We start from the raw sequence: 18,509 nt of genomic DNA, 5'->3' as shown, positions 1-18,509 counted from the left end.
GGCGCCGCTCTCTCGTGTCATACCCCAGGAGTACGTGGAGTTGGCTCCGGGGTCTGACGCTTCTCCCTGGCCGATTTGGTGAGATGGAAACCACGGAAATCACCACTCCTCACCGATTCGGGTGAGAATGGCGGCACGCGATGGACAACAAAAACACGCGAGTTGGACAAGCCGCCGCCGACGACGGAGGTAGCGCACACATGGCACCGTACGAATCCGACGACAGCACGACCGCAGGGGAGGCCGACGACCTGCGCACGGGCCGGAACAAGGCCGCGCGGTACGTCGTCCCGGTCGCGGTGGTGGGGGTGGCGGCGGCGACCATCGGGCTCGTCCCGGCACTCGCCGACTCCGGCGACCCCGACCTGCCGAAGATCAGCGCGCAGCAACTCATCGACAAGATCGCCAAGTCGGACGTGCAGCAGATGTCCGGAACGGTGAAGATCAGCACGGATCTGGGGCTCCCGGACCTCGGCGGTCTGGAGAGCAGCCTGACCTCCGGCGCGGGCAAGTCGGGCGACGGCTCCTCCGCGGACCCGTCCGCCAAGCTCACCGAACTCGCCACCGGCACGCACACCCTGCGCGTCGCCGCCGACGGCCCGGACCGGCAGAAGATCTCGCTGCTGGAGAACGCGGCCGAGTACAGCCTCATCCACAACGGCAAGGACGTCTGGGGCTACGACAGCCAGTCGAACTCGGTCTACCACTCAACCGCCTCCGACAGCACGGCCGAGCACAAGAAGGAAGACGTCCCGGCCACGCCCAAGGACCTCACCGAGGACGCCCTGAAGGCGGTCGACGACACCACCTCCGTCACCGTCGAGGGGACCGCGCAGGTCGCAGGCCGGGATGCGTACCGGCTGGTCATCAAGCCGAAGCAGTCCGGGTCGACCGTCGGCCAGATCACCGTGGCCGTCGACTCGAAGACCGGGCTGCCGCTGAAGTTCACGCTCACCCCGGCAAGCGGCGGTGCCGCCGTGATCGACGCCGGCTTCACCCAGGTCGGCTTCGCCAAGCCGGCCGCCTCCACCTTCGACTTCAAGGTGCCCAAGGGCGCGAAGGTCACCGAGGACGACCAGACCGACCACGCGGACGGCCACTTCGACGGCGGCCTGAAGGGCGACGAGAAGAGCGGCAAGCCCGACGGGGAGCTCGCCAAGGGCCCCGACGGTCTGAACGTCATCGGCAAGGGCTGGAACTCCATCGCCACCTTCGACACCGGTGGCCAGGGCGTCCCGTCCGGCTCCGACGTCGGCGGCGACTTCGGCGGCTTCCTCGACTCCCTCGGCGACAAGGTCACCGGCAAGTTCGGCTCGGGCACGGTCTTCAAGACCCGCCTGATCAACGCCCTGATCACCGACGACGGCAAGGTCTACGTCGGCGCGGTGAACAAGGACGCGCTGGTGAAGGCGGCGAACAAGGGCTAGCCGCGAACTTGGGTCGGCTGGGAACCTTGCGCGGTGGCCGTACGTAATCACTGTACGTAGTCGCCGCGCGAGGTCGTACGAGCACGAATCGAGGGAGCCGATGGACGAGCCGTCCGCCACGGAGCCGGAAACGGGAGGCGCGGGAGGGCAGGCCGGTGACGAGAGCGTCATCGCCACCCGCGCGCTCACCAAGCGCTACCGCGGCGGGCAGCTCGCCGTCGACGGTCTCGACCTGACCGTCCCGGCGGGCAGCGTCTTCGGCTTCCTCGGTCCGAACGGCTCGGGCAAGACCACCACCATCCGCATGCTGATGGGCCTCATCGAGCCCACCTCGGGCACGGCACGCGTGCTCGGCAGCCCCATGCCCCGCGCCACCCGCACGGTCCTCCCGCACGTCGGCGCCCTCATCGAGGGCCCGGCGCTGTACGGCTTCCTCTCCGGCCGCGACAACCTCCTCCGTTATGACGCCGCAGACCCGACGGCCGACCCGCGCACCCGGCGCACCCGCGTCGCGGCGGCGTTGGACCGGGTGGGTCTGACGGCGGCGGCCGGCAAGAAGGCGAAGGCGTACTCGCTGGGCATGAAGCAGCGGCTGGGCCTCGCGGCCGCGCTGCTCCAGCCGCGCAAGCTGCTCGTGCTCGACGAGCCGACCAACGGCCTCGACCCACAGGGCATGCGCGAAATCCGTTCCCTGGTCCGGGAATTGGCGTCCGACGGCACCACCGTCTTCCTCTCCTCCCACCTCCTCGACGAGATCGAGCAGGTCTGCACGCACGCGGCAGTGATGGCCCAGGGCCGCCTGATCACCCAGGGCGCGGTGGCCGACCTGGCGGCGGGGGCACGCGGCCGGCTGGTCGTCACCACACCCGACACCGGGGACGCGGCCCGCGTGCTGAAAGAACAGGGTGCCGGTGACGTCGTGGTCGCCGACGACCGGGTGACCGCCGAGCCCCCGGACCGCGATCTGGCCGACGTGAACGCCGCGTTGGTGACCGCCGGCGTCCGCGTCCGCGGCTTCGGCGTGGAACGGGCCTCCCTGGAGGACGCGTTCGTGGCACTCACGGGGGAGGGCTTCGATGTCGCAGGCTGAAGCGGTTGTGGCCGAGGTGCGCGCACCGAGCCCGCTGTGGACCTTCGGACTCTTCCGCAGCGAACTGGTCACCACGTTCCGCCGCTGGCGCACCCTCGCCCTCCTCGCCGTACTCGCGGCCGTCCCCGTCCTGGTCGGCATCGCAGTCAAGATCGAGACGAGCGACGGTTCGTCGGCGGGCCCCGGTCGCGGCGGAGGAGGAGGCCCGGCCTTCATCTCGCAGATCACCAACAACGGCCTGTTCCTGGTCTTCACCGCGCTGGCCGCGACGCTCCCATTCTTCCTGCCGATGGCGATCGGCGTCATCGCGGGCGACGCGATCGCCGGCGAGGCGAACTCGGGCACCCTCCGCTACCTGCTGGTCGCCCCCGCGGGCCGCACCCGCCTCCTGCTCACCAAGTACGCGACCACGATGACCTTCTGCCTGGTCGCCACGCTCGTGGTGGCAGTGTCAGCGCTGACGGTCGGCGCCATACTCTTCCCGCTGGGCGACCTCACGACGATCTCCGGCACACAGATCAGCTTCGCCGAGGGCCTCGGCCGGGCCCTGTTGATCGCCCTGATCGTCGCCGCGTCCCTGATAGGCGTAGCGGCTCTGGGCCTGTTCATCTCCACGCTCACCAGCAGTGGCATAGCGGCTATGGCGACGACCGTGGGGCTGCTGATCACCGTCCAGATCCTCGACCAGATACCCCAACTCCACGCGATACAGCCCTACTTCTTCTCCCACTACTGGCTGTCCTTCGCCGACCTGATGCGCGACCCGGTCTACTGGGACGACCTGGTGAAGAACCTCGAACTCCAGGCCCTGTACGCGGCGGTGTTCGGCTCGGCGGCCTGGGCGCGGTTCACGACGAAGGACATCACGGCGTAGCCCTCGTCCTGCCTCAGGCGACTTCGTAGGGGAAGCGGGCGAGCGGGGCCTCCTGCGCGAAGAAGGTCTTGGCGCGGGCCAGCGCCGCGGTGTCGTTCAGAACGTCACCGCGCCTGCTGCCGTTGCCGAGCAGGACCCCGCCGAACCGCATCTTCAGATAGGCGGCCGAGTTGTTGAGGGTGCCGACGAGCGGGTCGGCGACCGAGAACTCGGTGTCGGCCAGGGCCGCGACGCCCCAGAGCGTGCGACCGGCCATGGCGGCCTTGAAGCCGATGTCGGGCGTGCGCAGCCAGCCCGACCAGTAGTCCAGGTAGCGCTTGGTGAGACCGGACACCGAGTACCAGTACAGCGGGGAGGCGATCACGATGTCGGTGGCGGCCAGCGTGGCGTCGAGAAGGAGCGCCGGGGTGCTTCCGCCGGGCGGGAGCACATGGTCGCTGTCGCGCCGCAGATCCACGAAGTCCGGCAGCGGGTGCTCGGCCAGACTGATCCACTGCTGCTCCACGTCCGAGGGCAACTGCTCGGCGGCCTCGCGGGCGAGCAGCTCGGTGTTGCCGTCGGCACGGCTGCTGCCCAGGACGAACAGGAAGCGGCGGGTCATGGCGTCTCCAGGATGATAGGCGTACGACAATTACTCGCTCATGCATTATATGCGCACGCAATTATTTGTCCATGGTGGGCCGACTCGCCGAACAGTGGTGACGGTTCTACGAGAGACCGATGGGGCCCTACTTGTGCCGCGTCGTGGCCCCGGTGAGGCGGGCCAGTGGCTCCGTCTCCCGTGGTGGCGTTCCGCTGAGGTCGCCGAGGCGCCAGTCGGACACCCACGGCACGCGGTACACGTCGACCAGCGACTCGATCAGCCGGACCTGCTTCTCGAGCGGCCGCGGCAGCCGCCCCGGCGCGTCCGCGACGAGCACGACGGCGTCGAGGTCGAGACCGGGCGGCACCTCCCCGAGCCGGAAGACCTCCAGGGCGCGCAGCACTGCCGCCAGTCCGGACGCGTGCGTACGGGCGACGAGCAGTACGGACCGCGGATCGTCGGGGCCGGGCCACTGGCGGCCGCAGTCGTGACCTCCGTAGACCGCGACGAGCGTCGAGACGCCGGCGCCGCCGTGTGTGCCGACCCAGGAGTAGCGCCGGGCGGTGGCGGCTGCGTGGGCGGGCTCCTGCGGTCCCGGTTCCGGTGCGGCGACCGGGCCCCGGATCCAGATCTCCGGCCCCTGCTGCCCGTCCGTCCGCATGCCGCTCTCCTCCCTCGTCAGAGCCTCGTGCCCACCGATCCGCACGGCGCCGGTAGGGTCACGCGACGGTGGCGAAGTCCTGGGACGAGTCTGTGACGCCACGGTGACCCGAGGACCGGCAGCGACCGGAGAGACTCAACAGTACGTGCAAGAACGGATCTTGGCGCCGGGGGAGCGGAAACCCGACGGCGGGAGGGAGCACCATGGAACCCGAACGCGCAATCCGCTCGACTCCCGACGCATCCGAGTGAGGGAACCGATGTCTCGACTCAGCCGCGAGAAGAAGCGGGAACAGGAGCGCGCCGCGCGCTCGGCGGCCCTCGTGGCGGCACCGATCGACGTCCGTGTCCCCGCAGACGACGCGGCCGGTGCGGTCGGCGCGTGGATCGGCGGCGTACCGGTCACCGCGGCGGCCGGCGAGGAGATCCAGCAGGCCGTCCTGAACCACCTGCACCGCATCGTCCTCGCCACCGGCCACCCCGTGCAGGTCACGGTCCACGACGAGCGGATCGGCTTCGTCCTGCACCTTCAGGTGGACGCGGACGGGGCCAGCAGTTTCACGGGGGAGCCCGTACGGATGGCTCCGCCGAGGGAGGTGGGCCGGCCGGGTGAGCCGGCGGCCGCATCGGGCCCGCCGCCTGCGCCGCCCGCACTGCCGGAGCCACCGGCACCGTCCGAACCGTCCGCGTCACCCGCGCCGACTGCCGCACCCGCGCCGTCCACGGCACCCTCAACACCCCTGCCGCCAGGGCCGGTTCCGGCGCCGCCTGCCGAGCCGCAGGCCCCCGCAGCCGCCGTGGAACCGGGGCAGCCCGAGCAGCCGCCCAAGCGTGACAAGCCGACACATGTCCTTCGCGCGACGTCGGAACCCGTCCGCGAGACCGCCCCGACCTTCCCCCTTCGCGCGGTGACCGAGCCGCAGCCCCTCGGTGAGAACGTTCCGACGTTCCCCCTGCGGGCCGTACCCGAGCCGTCGGGCGGCGCTGCGGAAGGGGTCTCGCCGACCTTCGCATTGCGCCAGGTGCCGGAGCTGGTCGAGGACCGGGCCCCCGGCACGGTCGCGGCGCCGATGGGCGAGTTCGGCCCGCCTCCGCCGATGGACGCGGTGCCGCATCGGCCCGAACCCCAGGACGCCCGCCCGCACAGCACTGAGCCCCAGGGCGCCGGTCCGTACGGCTCCGTACCCGAAGGCGCCCGTCCGCAGGGCCCCGCACCCGAGGACGCCCGCCCGCACAGCCCGTCGTCCCAGCCGGCACCCAGCCGCTCCACCAGCCGCCCCCTCCTCACCGTCCCCCCGGACCCGGCCCTCGACCCCGACCCCAAACCCACGCCCGCCCGCGGCTTCGACGCCGTGGCCGAAGCCGTGCTCGGGGACGAACCGACGGCCGCGCCCGCCTTCCTCGCGGAGCCGATGGCGCAGATCAACGAGGCCGTGAAGGCGGGGCGGATCGAGACGGCGGCGGGGCTGGCCGAGAGCACGGTCGGGGAGGCGTCGGCGGCGCTCGGCCCCGAGCACCCCGAGGTGCTGCGGCTGCGCGAACTCAGCGCGTACATCGCCTACTTGGCGGGCGACCCGATCCGTTCCTTCCGGCTCTCCCTCGACCTCGCGCAGATCCGCCGCCGCGCCCGGGACGCGGAGGCGGCCTACGGCAACGTCCAGAGTGCGGCCTCCGCCTGGCGCGCCGTGCGCGACCCGCAGCAGGGCCTGGACCTGGGCCGCGAACTGATCGGCCTGTGGACCGAACTCACCGCCGAGGACGGCCCGGCCGCCGATGACATCGAGCAGCTGGAGTCGGCCCGCGCCCGGATGGGCCGACTCACGGAACGCGCCCGCAAGTCGGCCCAGCCACCGACGAGTTGACCCGCCAGAGCCGAACAGACCCTAGGAGGACAGCTCCCACACCGCATGCGCGACCGCGTCGCTGTTGCGGTCCAGGGCGGTGTCGTTGATGTTGGCGCTCGTGTCGCAGGACGAGTGGTAGCAGCGGTCGAAGGCCTGCCCCGACGTACCGCCCCACTTGGCCGCCTGGGCCGCCGTCTTGACGTAGTCGGCGCCGCTGAACAGGCCGCCGACAGGGACGCCTGCGTTCTCGAACGGCGCGTGGTCGGAGCGGCCGTCGCCCTCGGTCTCGGGCTCGGTGGAGATGCCGAGCCCGGTGAAGTAGTCCTTGAACGTCTTCTCGATCGCCGGGTCGTCGTCGTAGACGAAGTAGCCGGGGTTGGGCGAGCCGATCATGTCGAAGTTCAGATAGCCGCTGATCTTCGAACGGTTGGCGGTGGACAGGTTGTTGACGTAGTACCGGGAGCCGACCATGCCCAGCTCCTCCGCCCCCCACCAGGCGAACCGCAGGTGCTTGGTGGGCTGGTAGCCGGCCCGCGACACGGCGAGCGCGGTCTCCAGGATGGCCGCCGAGCCGGAGCCGTTGTCGTTGATGCCGGCGCCGGCGGTGACGCTGTCCAGGTGGGAACCCGCCATGACGACCTGGTTGGTGTCGCCGCCAGGCCAGTCGGCGACCAGGTTGTAGCCGGTGCGGCCCGACGACGTGAACTGCTGGACGGTGGTGGTGAACCCGGCCGCGTCCAGCTTGGCCTTCACATAGTCGAGTGAGGCCTTGTAACCGGCGCGGCCGTGCGCACGGTTGCCGCCGTTGGCGGTGGCGATGGACTGCAGCTGGGCGAGGTGGGCCTTGACGTTCGCCACGGGGATGTCGGGCGCGGCGGCCACCGGCGCGGGTGCCGCGCCGGCTATGGATCCTCCGGTCAGGAGCATGACAGCAGAAACGCCGATGGCGACGGCACCGGTGGCCGCCGTACGCCCGGAAACGGAGAGCTTCATGTGGGGGGCTCCGAATTCCTGGGGAATCACTCGGATTCCTCGGTGAATGGGGTCCCCGGATGGTGAATCCTTTACCAACTCTCCGTCAAGAGCGGTATCAGGACAGCGAGTTCGCATTACGGATCAACCCGGCCCGCGGGACCGGGCGCCGCCGGCCTACTGCACGCAGAACTCGTTCCCCTCCGGATCCGCCATGACCACCCACTCCCCGCCCTGCTCCTTGACCCGCCGCAGCACGCTCGCCCCCAGCCCCTCCAGCCGTCCGACCTCGCTCTCCCGCCGCCCCTCGCCGGGGTGCAGATCGAGGTGGAGCCGGTTCTTGGCGGTCTTCGCCTCCGGCACCCGCTGGAACAGCAGCCGTCGCCCCAGGCCGGTGCCGCTGTCCTTGTCGTACGGGTCGTCCGGATGCCGTACGGCGATCAGGTCCCGGAAGGCGAGCCGGGCGTGGAACTCGACGGTGGCCTCACGCGGCAGTGCACCGAGTTCCAGCAGCCGTTGGATGAGGGCGTCGTTGTCCTCGACCTCGTAGTGCAGCGCGGCGGCCCAGAAGTCGGCCTGGGCCCGTGGGTCGGCGCAGTCGATGACGAGTTTCCAGTGGACGGGTGTGGGTGCGGGTGTCTGCGTCATGGACCACTTATAGCCGCAGGCACTGACATCCGAACCGGCCGACGCTCACGCCTCGAGGCCGGTCGAGCATCTCAGCCCGTCCGGCGTTTCAGGCCGAGCCCCCTTGAGGGCCGAAGCGGGGCCTGGGGGCGCCGGCCCCGGTCAGACGTCCACCGCAGCGGCCGCCGCAGCCTCGATCCGAGGCTCACCGACCCGGCGTCCAAGCCTGCGCGCGGCGCGCCACGCATCCCATGTGAGCAGGCACAACGCCGCCCACACCAAGGCGAACCCGGCCCACCGCTCCACCGGCATCGCCTCGTGGAAGTAGGCGACCCCGAGCAGGAACTGGAACACCGGCGCCAGATACTGCAGCAGCCCCAGCGTCGACAACGGCACCCGGATCGCCGCCGCCCCGAAGCAGACCAGCGGTAGCGCGGTCACCACCCCGGTCGCGGCGAGCAGCGCCCCGTGCCCCGCGCCCTCGGTCGTGAACGTCGACTCGCCCCGCGAGGTCAGCCACAGCAGATAGCCGACGGCCGGCAGGAACTGGATCGCGGTCTCCGCGGCCAGCGACTCGATCCCGCCGAGGTTGACCTTCTTCTTCACCAGCCCGTACGTGGCGAACGAGAAGGCGAGCGTGAGGGAGATCCACGGCGGCTGCCCGTACCCGATCGTGAGCACGACCACCGCCGCGAACCCGGTCCCGACCGCCACCCACTGCACGGGCCGCAGCCGCTCCTTGAGGACCAGCACGCCGATCGCGATGGTGACCAGCGGGTTGATGAAGTAGCCGAGCGAGGCCTCGACGACGTGGCCGCTGTTCACGGACCAGATGTACACGCCCCAGTTGACGGTGATGACCGCCGCGGCGACCGCGACCAGCCCCAGCCTGCGCGGCTGCCGCAGCAGCTCGCCGGCCCAGGCCCAGCGCCGTATCACGACGAGCGCGACGCCCACGAAGACGAGCGACCAGGCCATCCGGTGGGCGAGGATCTCGACCGCTCCGGCGGGCTTCAGCAGGGGCCAGAAAAGGGGGACGAGCCCCCACATCCCGTATGCCGCGAAGCCGTTCAGCAGACCTGTGCGCCGCTCGCCCCTCGACTTCCCGGTCACGGGCCTCCTCCTCGCCTCGTCGCGCACACGTGCCAGGCAGAAGGTAACGCCGAGCACCCCCGCCTGTCATGCCCGTATCGCCATACGGTCATGACAGGCGGGGGTGGTGCCTCCGAGGGCCGGCGGGGGAGTCCGGCGCCCGGGGCGCGTGGGGGGTGTGTCAGCCCTTGACGGCCACCGCGATCGCGTCGGCGAGCGGCGTGGTCGGACGGCCGGTGAGGCGGGACAGGTCGCCGGTGGAGACCACCAGTTCGCCCTTCTCGATGGAGGCGTCCACGCCCGCGAGGACGGCCGCGAGCGGACCGGGCAGTCCGGCGCCGGTCAGGATCCCGGTGTAGGTCTCGACGGAGACGGGGCTGTAGGCGATCTCCTTGCCGGTCGCCTTGCTGACCTCGGCCGCGTACTCGGCGAAGCTCCACGCCTCGTCGCCGCCCAGCTCGTACGTCTTGTTCTCGTGGCCGTCGCCGGTCAGGACGGCGACGGCGGCGGCCGCGTAGTCCGCGCGCGAGGCGGAGGAGACCCGGCCCTCACCGGCGGCCTGGACGACCGCGCCGTGCTCGAGCGCGGGGGCCAGGTTCTCGGTGTAGTTCTCGTGGTACCAGCCGTTGCGCAGCAGCGCGTACGGCAGGCCGGAGGCGAGGAGTGCCTCCTCGGTGCCGCGGTGGTCGTCGGCGAGCGCGGCCGTCAGGCTGCCCGGGGCGCTGGTGTAGGCGAGGAGCGCGACACCGGCCGCCTTCGCGGCCTCGATGACCACCTTGTGCTGGCCGACGCGGCCCTTGTCGAACTCGTTGCCGGAGATGAGCAGCACCTTGTCGCCGGCCGCGAAGAGGCTGCCGAAGGTCTCGGGGGTGTTGTAGTCGGCAACGGCGATCTTCACGCCGCGCGCGGCGAAGTCGGCGGCCTTCGTCTCGTCGCGCACGACCGCGGTGATCCGGTCGGCCGGAACCTTCTCCAGCAGCTGCTCCACTACGTGACGGCCGAGGTGTCCGGTGGCGCCGGTGACGACGATGCTCATGGTTGCGAACTCCTTGTGGGGTGCGGTTGCCACTAACCCTAGGGGTTGCGCTAACTCTTCGAAAGTACCCACTTTGAAGTAAGGTACTGACGCGGTGGTAAGTGCCCGGAACGCATGCGGCGGGCGCTCGCCGGGCACACGAGTGTCAGGGCGCCGATCGGCAAGAGCGGTATGTCCTTCCATGCGCCCCCTCTCCGCCTCCCGCACCGCCTCACGCCACCGGGCACGCTGGAAGCGGGGTGTCATGCCCTGCCGTGCGCCGGTCCGTGCCACCGGCGGCCGACGCGCGGTCACCCGATCCAGGGGGATTCCTCGAGATGGCTTTACGGCGGAACACGGCCGCGCGAAGTATCGGTTCTGCACTGGCGGCGGGGCTGGCACTCATGCGGGTGTCCTTCGCCCGGGGCGCCGACCGCCGACGCCTGGAACAGCTGCTGACCGAGCTGGTGCAGCAACTGGCGCTGATGACCGAGGAGATCCACCGGGCGAATCTGACCCAGTACTACCGCCTCATCGCGGACCAGAACGACCGCAAGCTGGACGACCCCACCCTGGCCGAGGCGTCGAGCACGCTGGGCGGCCTCTCCGATGCCCGGCGCCGACAGATGATCTTCGCCAACCAGCAGTACGGCTCCCTGGTGCTCGCCCACCGGGTCGGAGTGATCGGCTGGGACGAACTCCTCGGCCATCTCAGGGTGTTGTGCATCAACTCCGTCTTCGCCGAGTACTGGGACCGGACCGTGGACCACCGGCGGAGCCTGCCCCCGGACTCGGTGGAGGCGAAGATCGGCGCGACCGTCGACGTGATGATGGAGGAGCTGGCCGAGGAGCCGGACGAGTGGTGGGTGGTGGGTTCCGTGCCCGAGTCCGAGCCGGAGCCCGAGCCCCCGGCGCACGGCTGAGGGCGCATGCCGCACCTGTACTCCAGTGAGTGAGTGTGAGCACGGGCCGCTCGGGTGATGCTCTCGGCGTTGACTGTGACTCCGGGAGGGGACGCTCAGTTGCCTGACGATTCCATGGCCGTCCGGATAACCCGCCGCCTCGGCGATCCACCCCGCAAAAGAGGCAGTCTCACCTCCGAGACCTGCCCGGACATCTTCGAGTTGACCGACGGCAGCTTCGCCGTCATCGGTACCGAAGCCACCACCGCCCTCGATCCGCACCTCCCCCCTGACGCAGCCCGGGCCGACTACGAGCGCATCGTCGTCATCACCCGCGAGACCCTCATCCGCGCCAAGAAGGACATCCCCGACGTGTGACATCCATGCGCGGGGCCCGGACGCCGTACCGCATCCGGGCCCTGTGCAGTCAGAAGACCGAGGTCAGCCGACGACCGTCCAGGTGTCCCCGCCCGCCAGCAGCGCGCCCAGGTCGCCCTTGCCGTTCTGCTCGATCGCCGTGTCGAGCTGGTCGGACATCTGCGTGTCGTAGACGGGCCGGTCGACGGAGCGCAGTACCCCGATCGGCGTGTGGTGCAGGGTGTCCGGGTCGGCCAGGCGGGACAGCGCGAAGGCCGTGGTCGGCGACTCGGCGTGGGCGTCGTGGACCAGAATCCGGGACTCGTTGTCCGCAGTCACGTCGACCACCTTCAGGTCACCGGTGACCGCATCCCGTACGACACCGCGCGAACCGTCCGCCCCGAAGCGGATCGGCTGCCCGTGCTCGAGGCGGATCACCGCCTCCTCCGCCTGCTGCTTGTCCTTGAGGGCCTCGAAGGCGCCGTCGTTGAAGATGTTGCAGTTCTGGTAGATCTCGATCAGCGCCGTGCCCGGATGGGCCGCGGCCTGGCGCAGCACCTCCGTCAGATGCTTGCGGTCGGAGTCGATCGTGCGCGCCACGAACGAGGCCTCCGCGCCGATCGCCAGCGACACCGGGTTGAAGGGCGCGTCCAGCGACCCCATCGGCGTCGACTTCGTGATCTTGCCGACCTCGGAGGTGGGCGAGTACTGGCCCTTGGTGAGGCCGTAGATCCGGTTGTTGAAGAGGAGGATCTTCAGGTTCACGTTCCGGCGCAGGGCGTGGATCAGGTGGTTGCCGCCGATGGACAGCGCGTCACCGTCACCGGTGACGACCCACACGGACAGGTCGCGCCTGCTGGACGCCAGGCCGGTGGCGATGGCGGGCGCACGGCCGTGGATGGAGTGCATGCCGTACGTGTTCATGTAGTACGGGAAGCGGGACGAGCAGCCGATGCCCGAGACGAAGACGATGTTCTCCTTGGCGAGGCCCAGCTCCGGCATGAAGCCCTGGACGGCCGCCAGGATCGCGTAGTCACCGCAGCCGGGGCACCAGCGCACTTCCTGGTCGGACTTGAAGTCCTTCATGGACTGGCGGGCCTCGGCCTTGGGAACGAGCGAAAGCGCCTCGATCGTGCCCGTGCCTTCCGTGGACGTCTCAGCCATCGATGGCCTCCTTGAGAGCCGTGGCGAGCTGCTCAGCCTTGAACGGCATGCCGTTCACCTGGTTGTACGAGTGGGCGTCGACCAGGTATTTCGCCCGGATCAGCGTGGCGAGCTGACCGAGGTTCATCTCGGGAATCACCACTTTGTCGTAACGCTTCAACACCGTGCCGAGATTCCGCGGGAACGGGTTGAGGTGACGCAGGTGCGCCTGCGCGATGGACTCCCCGGCCGCGCGCAGCCGCCGTACCGCCGCCGTGATCGGTCCGTAGGTCGAACCCCAGCCGAGCACCAGCGTGCGCGCCTCGTGCGGGTCGTCGACCTCCAGATCCGGTACGTCGATGCCGTCGATCTTGGCCTGGCGGGTGCGGACCATGAAGTCGTGGTTGGCGGGGGCGTACGAGATGTTGCCCGTGCCGTCCTCCTTCTCGATGCCGCCGATGCGGTGCTCGAGACCGGGCGTGCCGGGGATGGCCCAGGGGCGGGCGAGGGTCTGCGGGTCGCGCTTGTACGGCCAGAAGACCTCGGTGCCGTCCTCGAGGGTGTGGTTCGGGCCCTGCGCGAACTGCACGGTCAGGTCCGGGAGTTCGTCGAGTTCGGGGATGCGCCAGGGCTCCGAGCCGTTGGCCAGGTAGCCGTCGGAGAGCAGCATCACCGGGGTGCGGTACGTCAGCGCGATGCGGGCCGCCTCCACGGCCGCGTCGAAGCAGTCGGCCGGCGTCCTGGGCGCGATCACGGGGACCGGGGCCTCGCCGTTGCGGCCGAACATGGCCTGCAGCAGATCGGCCTGCTCGGTCTTGGTGGGCAGACCGGTGGACGGCCCGCCGCGCTGGATGTCGATCACGAGAAGCGGCAGCTCCAGGGAGACCGCCAGGCCGATGGTCTCGCTCTTGAGGGCGACACCCGGACCGGACGTCGTCGTGATGCCGAGCGAGCCGCCGAAGGCCGCGCCCAGTGCAGCGCCGATCCCGGCGATCTCGTCCTCCGCCTGGAAGGTCCGTACGCCGAAGTTCTTGTGCTTGCTCAGCTCGTGCAGGATGTCCGAGGCCGGAGTGATCGGGTACGACCCGAGGAACAGCGGCAGATCGGCCTGGCGCGAGGCCGCGATCAGGCCGTACGCGAGAGCCAGGTTCCCGGAGATGTTGCGGTACGTCCCCGGCGGGAAGGCGGTGGCGGCCGGCGCGACCTCGTAGGAGACCGCGAAGTCCTCGGTCGTCTCGCCGAAGTTCCAGCCCGCGCGGAAGGCGGCGAGGTTGGCCTCGGCGATCTGCGGCTTCTTCGCGAACTTGGTCCGCAGGAACTTCTCGGTACCCTCGGTCGGCCGGTGGTACATCCAGCTCAGCAGCCCCAGCGCGAACATGTTCTTGCTGCGCTCGGCCTCCTTGCGGGACAGGTCGAACTCCTTGAGCGCCTCGACCGTCAGCGTGGTCAGCGGCACCTCGTGGAGGCTGTACCCGTCGAGCGAGCCGTCCTCCAGGGGCGAGGCGGCATAGCCGACCTTCTGCATCGCCCGTTTGGTGAACTCGTCCGTGTTGACGATGATCTCCGCGCCGCGCGGCAGATCGGCGATGTTGGCCTTGAGAGCGGCGGGGTTCATGGCGACCAGCACGTTCGGGGCGTCGCCCGGAGTGAGGATGTCGTGGTCGGCGAAGTGCAGCTGGAAGGAGGAGACACCCGGCAGGGTTCCGGCAGGCGCGCGGATCTCGGCGGGGAAGTTCGGAAGGGTGGAGAGGTCGTTTCCGAAGGACGCCGTCTCGGAGGTGAAGCGGTCACCGGTGAGCTGCATACCGTCACCGGAGTCCCCCGCGAACCGGATGATCACCCGGTCCAGCCGACGTACGTCCTTCGTTCCCGCCGGCTTGCGCTGCTCTCCCACGACGGTTTCTTCGGCCTGTTCCGCTGTCCTGCTGACCTGGCTGGTCACTGAACTGGACCTCCCTCGAGGCGGCTGTCTGGGACCGGCCTTCCCGCAGGCCGTCCCAGGATCAACCCTACGTCCGTTAGGGTCGCCTTCCCTCGGCCATTCGCATGATGGACACGGATTTGAGACGGTGTGACGCCCTGACTTGTCATGATTTCTCGCCCCCCGGCGCTTCCTTTGAAGACGCTCCCCGCAATTCTTCGGTTCTAGGGCTGGACGAACGCTGGACTGACGACTGAGCGAGTGGCTGTTGACTCAGTGTCAGCCCGTCAGGAGTTCAGATAGGTGAGGACCGCGAGAACCCGCCGGTGATCCCCGTCACTCTGGGAGAGGCCGAGCTTCAGGAAGATATTGCTGACGTGCTTCTCGACGGCGCCGTCGCTCACGACCAGCTGCCGGGCGATCGCCGAGTTCGTCCGCCCCTCGGCCATCAGCCCCAGGACCTCCCGCTCCCGCGGGGTGAGTCCCGCGAGCACGTCCTGCTTACGGCTGCGTCCGAGCAGCTGCGCGACGACCTCCGGGTCCAGTGCGGTGCCGCCCCGGGCCACCCGCACCACCGCGTCCACGAACTCACGCACCTCGGCTACCCGGTCCTTGAGCAGATAGCCGACGCCATGGCTGGACCCGGCCAGTAGTTCGGTGGCGTAGCGCTCCTCCACGTACTGCGACAGCACGAGCACACCGAGTCCGGGATGCGCCTTCCGCAGCTGTACGGCGGCCCGCACCCCCTCGTCGGTGTGCGTCGGCGGCATCCGCACGTCCGCCACCACCACATCCGGCAGCTCGCCCTGCCCGTCCAGCTCCGTGATGGTCTTGATCAGTGCGTCCCCGTCGCCGACCCCGGCGACGACCTCGTGTCCACGGTCGGTCAACAGCCGGGTCAGCCCCTCCCTGAGCAGCACTGAATCCTCGGCGATGACCACCCGCACCCTGTCCTCCACGATCTCCGGTCCCCCCAGCCCGACACCAAATGCCAGTAGTCCAGCATTCCAGCATTCGGACCCCACTGCGCCCGGCAGACGCGAATCAACGGGAACACGTGCACTGCACGACGGGTTTCGGCCGTGGCAGCGCCAACACGGTGCAACGCCGGTCGGGCGCCTCTGCCCGTCCGGCGTTGCCGAAGAACCCGGCGCTCAGCCGAGCGCCCGCTCCCCCCGCCACGGCAGCTCCGCGGTCACCCGCGTAGGGCCGCCCACCGGCGAGTCCACCACCAGAATCCCGTCCACCGCGTCCAACCGCTCGGCAAGCCCGCCGAGCCCGGACCCGGCAGAGGCATCCGCGCCACCCACCCCGTTGTCCGCGACCTGCACCATCAGCCGGTTCTCCACCCGCCACACATCCACCGCCGCCCACGTGGCCCGCGAGTGCTTGCTGATGTTCTGCAGCAGCTCCGACACCGTGAAGTACGCGATCCCCTCGATGGCGGGTGCCGGCCGCTCGGCCAGATCGACCTCCACCTGCACCGGCACCGTGCACCGCGAGGCCACCGCCGACAGCGCCGCATCCAGCCCCCGGTCCGTCAGCACCGCGGGATGAATCCCCCGCGCCAGGTCCCGCAGCTCCTGCAGCGCCGTCTTCACCTCGCCGTGCGCCTCGTCCACCATCCGCGCCGCCGCCTGCGGATCCTCCGTCAGCTTCTCCTTCGCCAGCCCCAGATCCATGGCCAGCGCCACCAGCCGGGCCTGCGCCCCGTCGTGCAGATCCCGCTCGATCCGCCGCAGATCAGCGGCCGCCGTGTCCACCACGACCCCCCGGTCGGACTCCAGCTCCACCACCCGCGCCGACAGCCGCGACGGCCCGAGCAGCCCGTGCACCAGCAGCCGGTCCACCATCGTCAGCGCCCGTACGATCCACGGCGTGGCCAGCGTGAACAACAGCCCCACCAGCGCCGTGACGGTGATCTCGAAGGGGTTGTCCAGGTAGATGCTGTGGCTACCGTCGCCGAACAGCTGAAGCCCGCCCTGACCGGCGTACATCGGAAAGACCCAGAACCACAGCGGATACGTCAGCAGCGCCCACCCGTACGCCCAGAAGTTCACGGCGACCACGAACGAGAACACCGACCAGGGGAACTGCAGCAGCGCGTACAGCAGCGTCCGCCACGACGTGCCGCTCTTCAGCACGGCCCCCATCCAGGCCATCACGCCGGACTTCTTCATCCGCAGCGGCTCGGGCTCGGCGACCTCCAGCCCCAGCAGCGCCCGCGCCCGCGCCCGCTCCAGCGCCCCGAACCCGCGGCAGCCGGCCAGCCCCGCGGCCAGCACCGGAATCCCCAGGAAGGTCACCAGCAGGCCCGCCCCGAGCGACACCATCGTGACGGCGAAGACGAAGAGCATGATGCCGATGGGCAGGCTGAGCAGTACATATCCGAACTCGCGCCAGCTGCGCGCCTCGAACGGCGCCCGCAGCCCGGCGGGCAGCCGGTGCCGTCGCTGCTCGTCGAGGCCGAGTCCACTGTCGTACCCGTACCCCTGTCCGTACTCCGTGGCCATCGGCTCCGTCCGTTCTACTCGTCCACTCACCCTGCTCGGCGGGGTTGTCCTGCCGTACCTCCACACTGCTGTGCCGCAGGTCCACGGACCATGGAGTCCGTCGGCCTCTTGGAAGGGGGGTTTTCCCTACCCTTCGCCGGCCGGCCGGTCCCGCCAGGGCAGTTCCGCCGTGACGATCGTCGGGCCGCCCTGCGGGGACTCGATGACGAACAGGCCGTCGACGGCGTCCAGCCGGTCGGCGAGGCCCTGCATGCCGGTGCCGCCGTCGAGGCGCGCGCCTCCGCGGCCGTCGTCCTCGACCTGGATGAGCAGCCGGCTGTTCGCCCGCCACACCTCCACGGACGCGTTCTTCGCCGCGCTGTGCTTGCTGATGTTCTGCAGCAGCTCGGAGACGGTGAAGTAGGCGATGCCCTCGATGGCCGCGGCGGGCCTGGTGCCGAGGTCGACCGTCACCTTCACGGGGACCGTGCAGCGCGAGGCGACCGCGGACAGCGCGGCATCCAGCCCCCGGTCCGTGAGTACGGCCGGATGGATGCCGCGCGCCAGGTCCCGCAGCTCCTGCAGCGCGAGCTTCACCTCGCCGTGCGCCTCCGCGACCATCTCCGCCGCCGAGTCGGGATCCTCCAGGAGCTTCTCCTTGGCCAGGCCCAGCCCCATCGCCAGATTGACCAGGCGGGCCTGCGCCCCGTCGTGCAGATCGCGCTCGATGCGCCGCAGATCGGCATTGGCCGTGTCGACCACGACGCCCCGGTCCGACTCCAGCTCCGCGATACGCCGCTCCAGCTCGTCGGAGGGCGACAGCAGCCCGCGCACCATCGCCCGGTCGGCGTTGGCGAGGCCCCGCGCGATGAACGGCAGCACCGGCCACAGCACGAACAGCGAGGTCAGCGTGATGGTGAAGGTGAGGACGCCCCAGGGCAGCCGCATGAAGTCGTACAGCACCGTCCGCCAGGCCACCGGGTCCTTCAGCGTCATCCACATCCGCTGCAGAAAACCGGTGTGTCTGGGCAACGGACTCGGCTCGTCGATCTTCACCCCGAGCAGCGCCCTGGCCCGCTTCCGCTCCATCCGGCCCAGCAGCCGTGCTCCGATCAGCCCGAGTGCGAGCAGCGGGAAGCCGACCACCGTGACGGCCAGCCAGAACCCGGTGAACATCACCGTCACGACATAGATGAACCCGAGCAGGGACACCGGGAAGTTCGCCAGGAGATGCGCGATCTCCTTCCAGGTGTGCCTGTCGTAGGCGAAACGGGCGGGCGGCAGGCTGTCGCCGTCCCCTTCCGGGGCCCGAGCCGGGCGCGAGAGTCGTTCGGTCATATGGGCTAGCGTGCCGCGCTCCGGGCGGCCGCGCCATGAGGTCGTCCGCCTCCGTGCCCTGGGGAAAACCCCACCCTCGGATCTCGAGGACATCTCAAGCCGTGACGGGCTGCTTACCGTCCCTTTATCAGGGCCTAGACTCCCGTGCGTACAGATCGTCGAACAGCAGCGA

17 protein-coding genes are annotated in these 18,509 nt (G+C 70.0%); 6 read left to right on the top strand and 11 right to left on the bottom strand.

All coding sequences use genetic code 11. From position 1 onward, the window contains the following. The first annotated feature begins 200 nt into the window (after positions 1-200). From ABZ880_RS21660 to ABZ880_RS21650, 3 genes are all read left to right on the top strand, one after another. Entirely contained in the window at positions 201-1,427 is a 1,227-nt protein-coding gene (locus ABZ880_RS21660; RefSeq protein WP_361265228.1) for a DUF2092 domain-containing protein, read from the top strand. Positions 1,428-1,527: 100 nt separating this feature from the next. Continuing rightward, positions 1,528-2,517, top strand: a complete 990-nt coding sequence (locus tag ABZ880_RS21655) for an ABC transporter ATP-binding protein (RefSeq protein ID WP_361265225.1) — start codon at positions 1,528-1,530, stop codon at positions 2,515-2,517. Next, complete coding sequence (locus tag ABZ880_RS21650) at positions 2,504-3,391, top strand: ABC transporter permease (RefSeq protein WP_361265222.1); 888 nt, start codon at positions 2,504-2,506, stop codon at positions 3,389-3,391. Before ABZ880_RS21655 ends, ABZ880_RS21650 begins: the two co-directional genes overlap by 14 nt. 13 nt (positions 3,392-3,404) lie before the next feature. On the opposite strand, the gene ABZ880_RS21645 is transcribed toward ABZ880_RS21650, so the two are convergent. Both ABZ880_RS21645 and ABZ880_RS21640 read right to left on the bottom strand, forming a co-directional pair. Continuing rightward, the gene (locus ABZ880_RS21645; protein WP_361265219.1) at positions 3,405-3,992 is read right to left on the bottom strand and encodes an NAD(P)H-dependent oxidoreductase; all 588 of its coding nucleotides are present in this window, start codon (positions 3,990-3,992) and stop codon (positions 3,405-3,407) included. Positions 3,993-4,119: 127 nt separating this feature from the next. Beyond that, on the bottom strand, positions 4,120-4,635 hold the full coding sequence (locus ABZ880_RS21640; RefSeq protein WP_361265216.1) for a hypothetical protein: 516 nt from the start codon (positions 4,633-4,635) through the stop codon (positions 4,120-4,122). A gap of 259 nt (positions 4,636-4,894) precedes the next feature. On the opposite strand from ABZ880_RS21640, the gene ABZ880_RS21635 reads away from it, so the two are divergent. Then, on the top strand, positions 4,895-6,496 hold the full coding sequence (locus tag ABZ880_RS21635; RefSeq protein WP_361265214.1) for a tetratricopeptide repeat protein: 1,602 nt from the start codon (positions 4,895-4,897) through the stop codon (positions 6,494-6,496). Positions 6,497-6,517: 21 nt separating this feature from the next. On the opposite strand, the gene ABZ880_RS21630 is transcribed toward ABZ880_RS21635, so the two are convergent. From ABZ880_RS21630 to ABZ880_RS21615, 4 genes are all read right to left on the bottom strand, one after another. Continuing rightward, positions 6,518-7,471, bottom strand: coding sequence for a M28 family metallopeptidase (locus tag ABZ880_RS21630; RefSeq protein WP_361265211.1), 954 nt, complete (start codon positions 7,469-7,471; stop codon positions 6,518-6,520). Positions 7,472-7,627: 156 nt separating this feature from the next. Continuing rightward, on the bottom strand, positions 7,628-8,098 hold the full coding sequence (locus ABZ880_RS21625) for a VOC family protein (RefSeq protein ID WP_361265208.1): 471 nt from the start codon (positions 8,096-8,098) through the stop codon (positions 7,628-7,630). 141 nt (positions 8,099-8,239) lie between these two features. Continuing rightward, positions 8,240-9,190 carry an EamA family transporter RarD gene (gene rarD / locus ABZ880_RS21620; protein WP_361265205.1) on the bottom strand — a complete coding sequence of 317 codons (951 nt, stop codon included), beginning with the start codon at positions 9,188-9,190 and terminating at the stop codon, positions 8,240-8,242. Positions 9,191-9,350: 160 nt separating this feature from the next. Continuing rightward, on the bottom strand, positions 9,351-10,205 hold the full coding sequence (locus ABZ880_RS21615) for an SDR family oxidoreductase (RefSeq protein ID WP_361265202.1): 855 nt from the start codon (positions 10,203-10,205) through the stop codon (positions 9,351-9,353). A 317-nt stretch (positions 10,206-10,522) separates the two neighbouring features. Between ABZ880_RS21615 and ABZ880_RS21610 the strand changes: the two genes are divergently transcribed. Continuing rightward, positions 10,523-11,107, top strand: a complete 585-nt coding sequence (locus ABZ880_RS21610) for a DUF6082 family protein (protein ID WP_361265199.1) — start codon at positions 10,523-10,525, stop codon at positions 11,105-11,107. Positions 11,108-11,221: 114 nt separating this feature from the next. Further along, positions 11,222-11,464: a hypothetical protein gene (locus ABZ880_RS21605; RefSeq protein WP_361265196.1), complete on the top strand. Its 243-nt coding sequence runs from the start codon at positions 11,222-11,224 to the stop codon at positions 11,462-11,464. A 63-nt stretch (positions 11,465-11,527) separates the two neighbouring features. Here ABZ880_RS21605 and ABZ880_RS21600 read toward each other — a convergent pair whose 3' ends face one another. From ABZ880_RS21600 to ABZ880_RS21580, 5 genes are all read right to left on the bottom strand, one after another. Beyond that, positions 11,528-12,607: a 2-oxoacid:ferredoxin oxidoreductase subunit beta gene (locus tag ABZ880_RS21600; RefSeq protein WP_361265194.1), complete on the bottom strand. Its 1,080-nt coding sequence runs from the start codon at positions 12,605-12,607 to the stop codon at positions 11,528-11,530. Then, positions 12,600-14,528 (bottom strand): 2-oxoacid:acceptor oxidoreductase subunit alpha, encoded by a 1,929-nt coding sequence (locus ABZ880_RS21595; protein WP_361265191.1) that lies wholly within the window; start codon positions 14,526-14,528, stop codon positions 12,600-12,602. The genes ABZ880_RS21600 and ABZ880_RS21595 overlap by 8 nt, the downstream gene beginning before the upstream one ends. Before the next feature lie 266 nt (positions 14,529-14,794). Continuing rightward, positions 14,795-15,454 (bottom strand): response regulator transcription factor, encoded by a 660-nt coding sequence (locus tag ABZ880_RS21590; RefSeq protein WP_361265660.1) that lies wholly within the window; start codon positions 15,452-15,454, stop codon positions 14,795-14,797. Positions 15,455-15,661: 207 nt separating this feature from the next. After that, positions 15,662-17,020, bottom strand: a complete 1,359-nt coding sequence (locus ABZ880_RS21585; protein WP_361265188.1) for a sensor domain-containing protein — start codon at positions 17,018-17,020, stop codon at positions 15,662-15,664. A gap of 126 nt (positions 17,021-17,146) precedes the next feature. Then, positions 17,147-18,337, bottom strand: coding sequence for a sensor domain-containing protein (locus tag ABZ880_RS21580; RefSeq protein WP_361265185.1), 1,191 nt, complete (start codon positions 18,335-18,337; stop codon positions 17,147-17,149). Positions 18,338-18,509: the final 172 nt, after the last annotated feature.

Origin of the sequence: Streptomyces sp. NPDC047043 (assembly GCF_040644055.1) — a bacterium.
Classification (GTDB): domain Bacteria; phylum Actinomycetota; class Actinomycetes; order Streptomycetales; family Streptomycetaceae; genus Streptomyces.
Note: the sequence above shows the minus strand (reverse complement) of the source record. Positions and strands in the feature narration are given on the sequence as shown.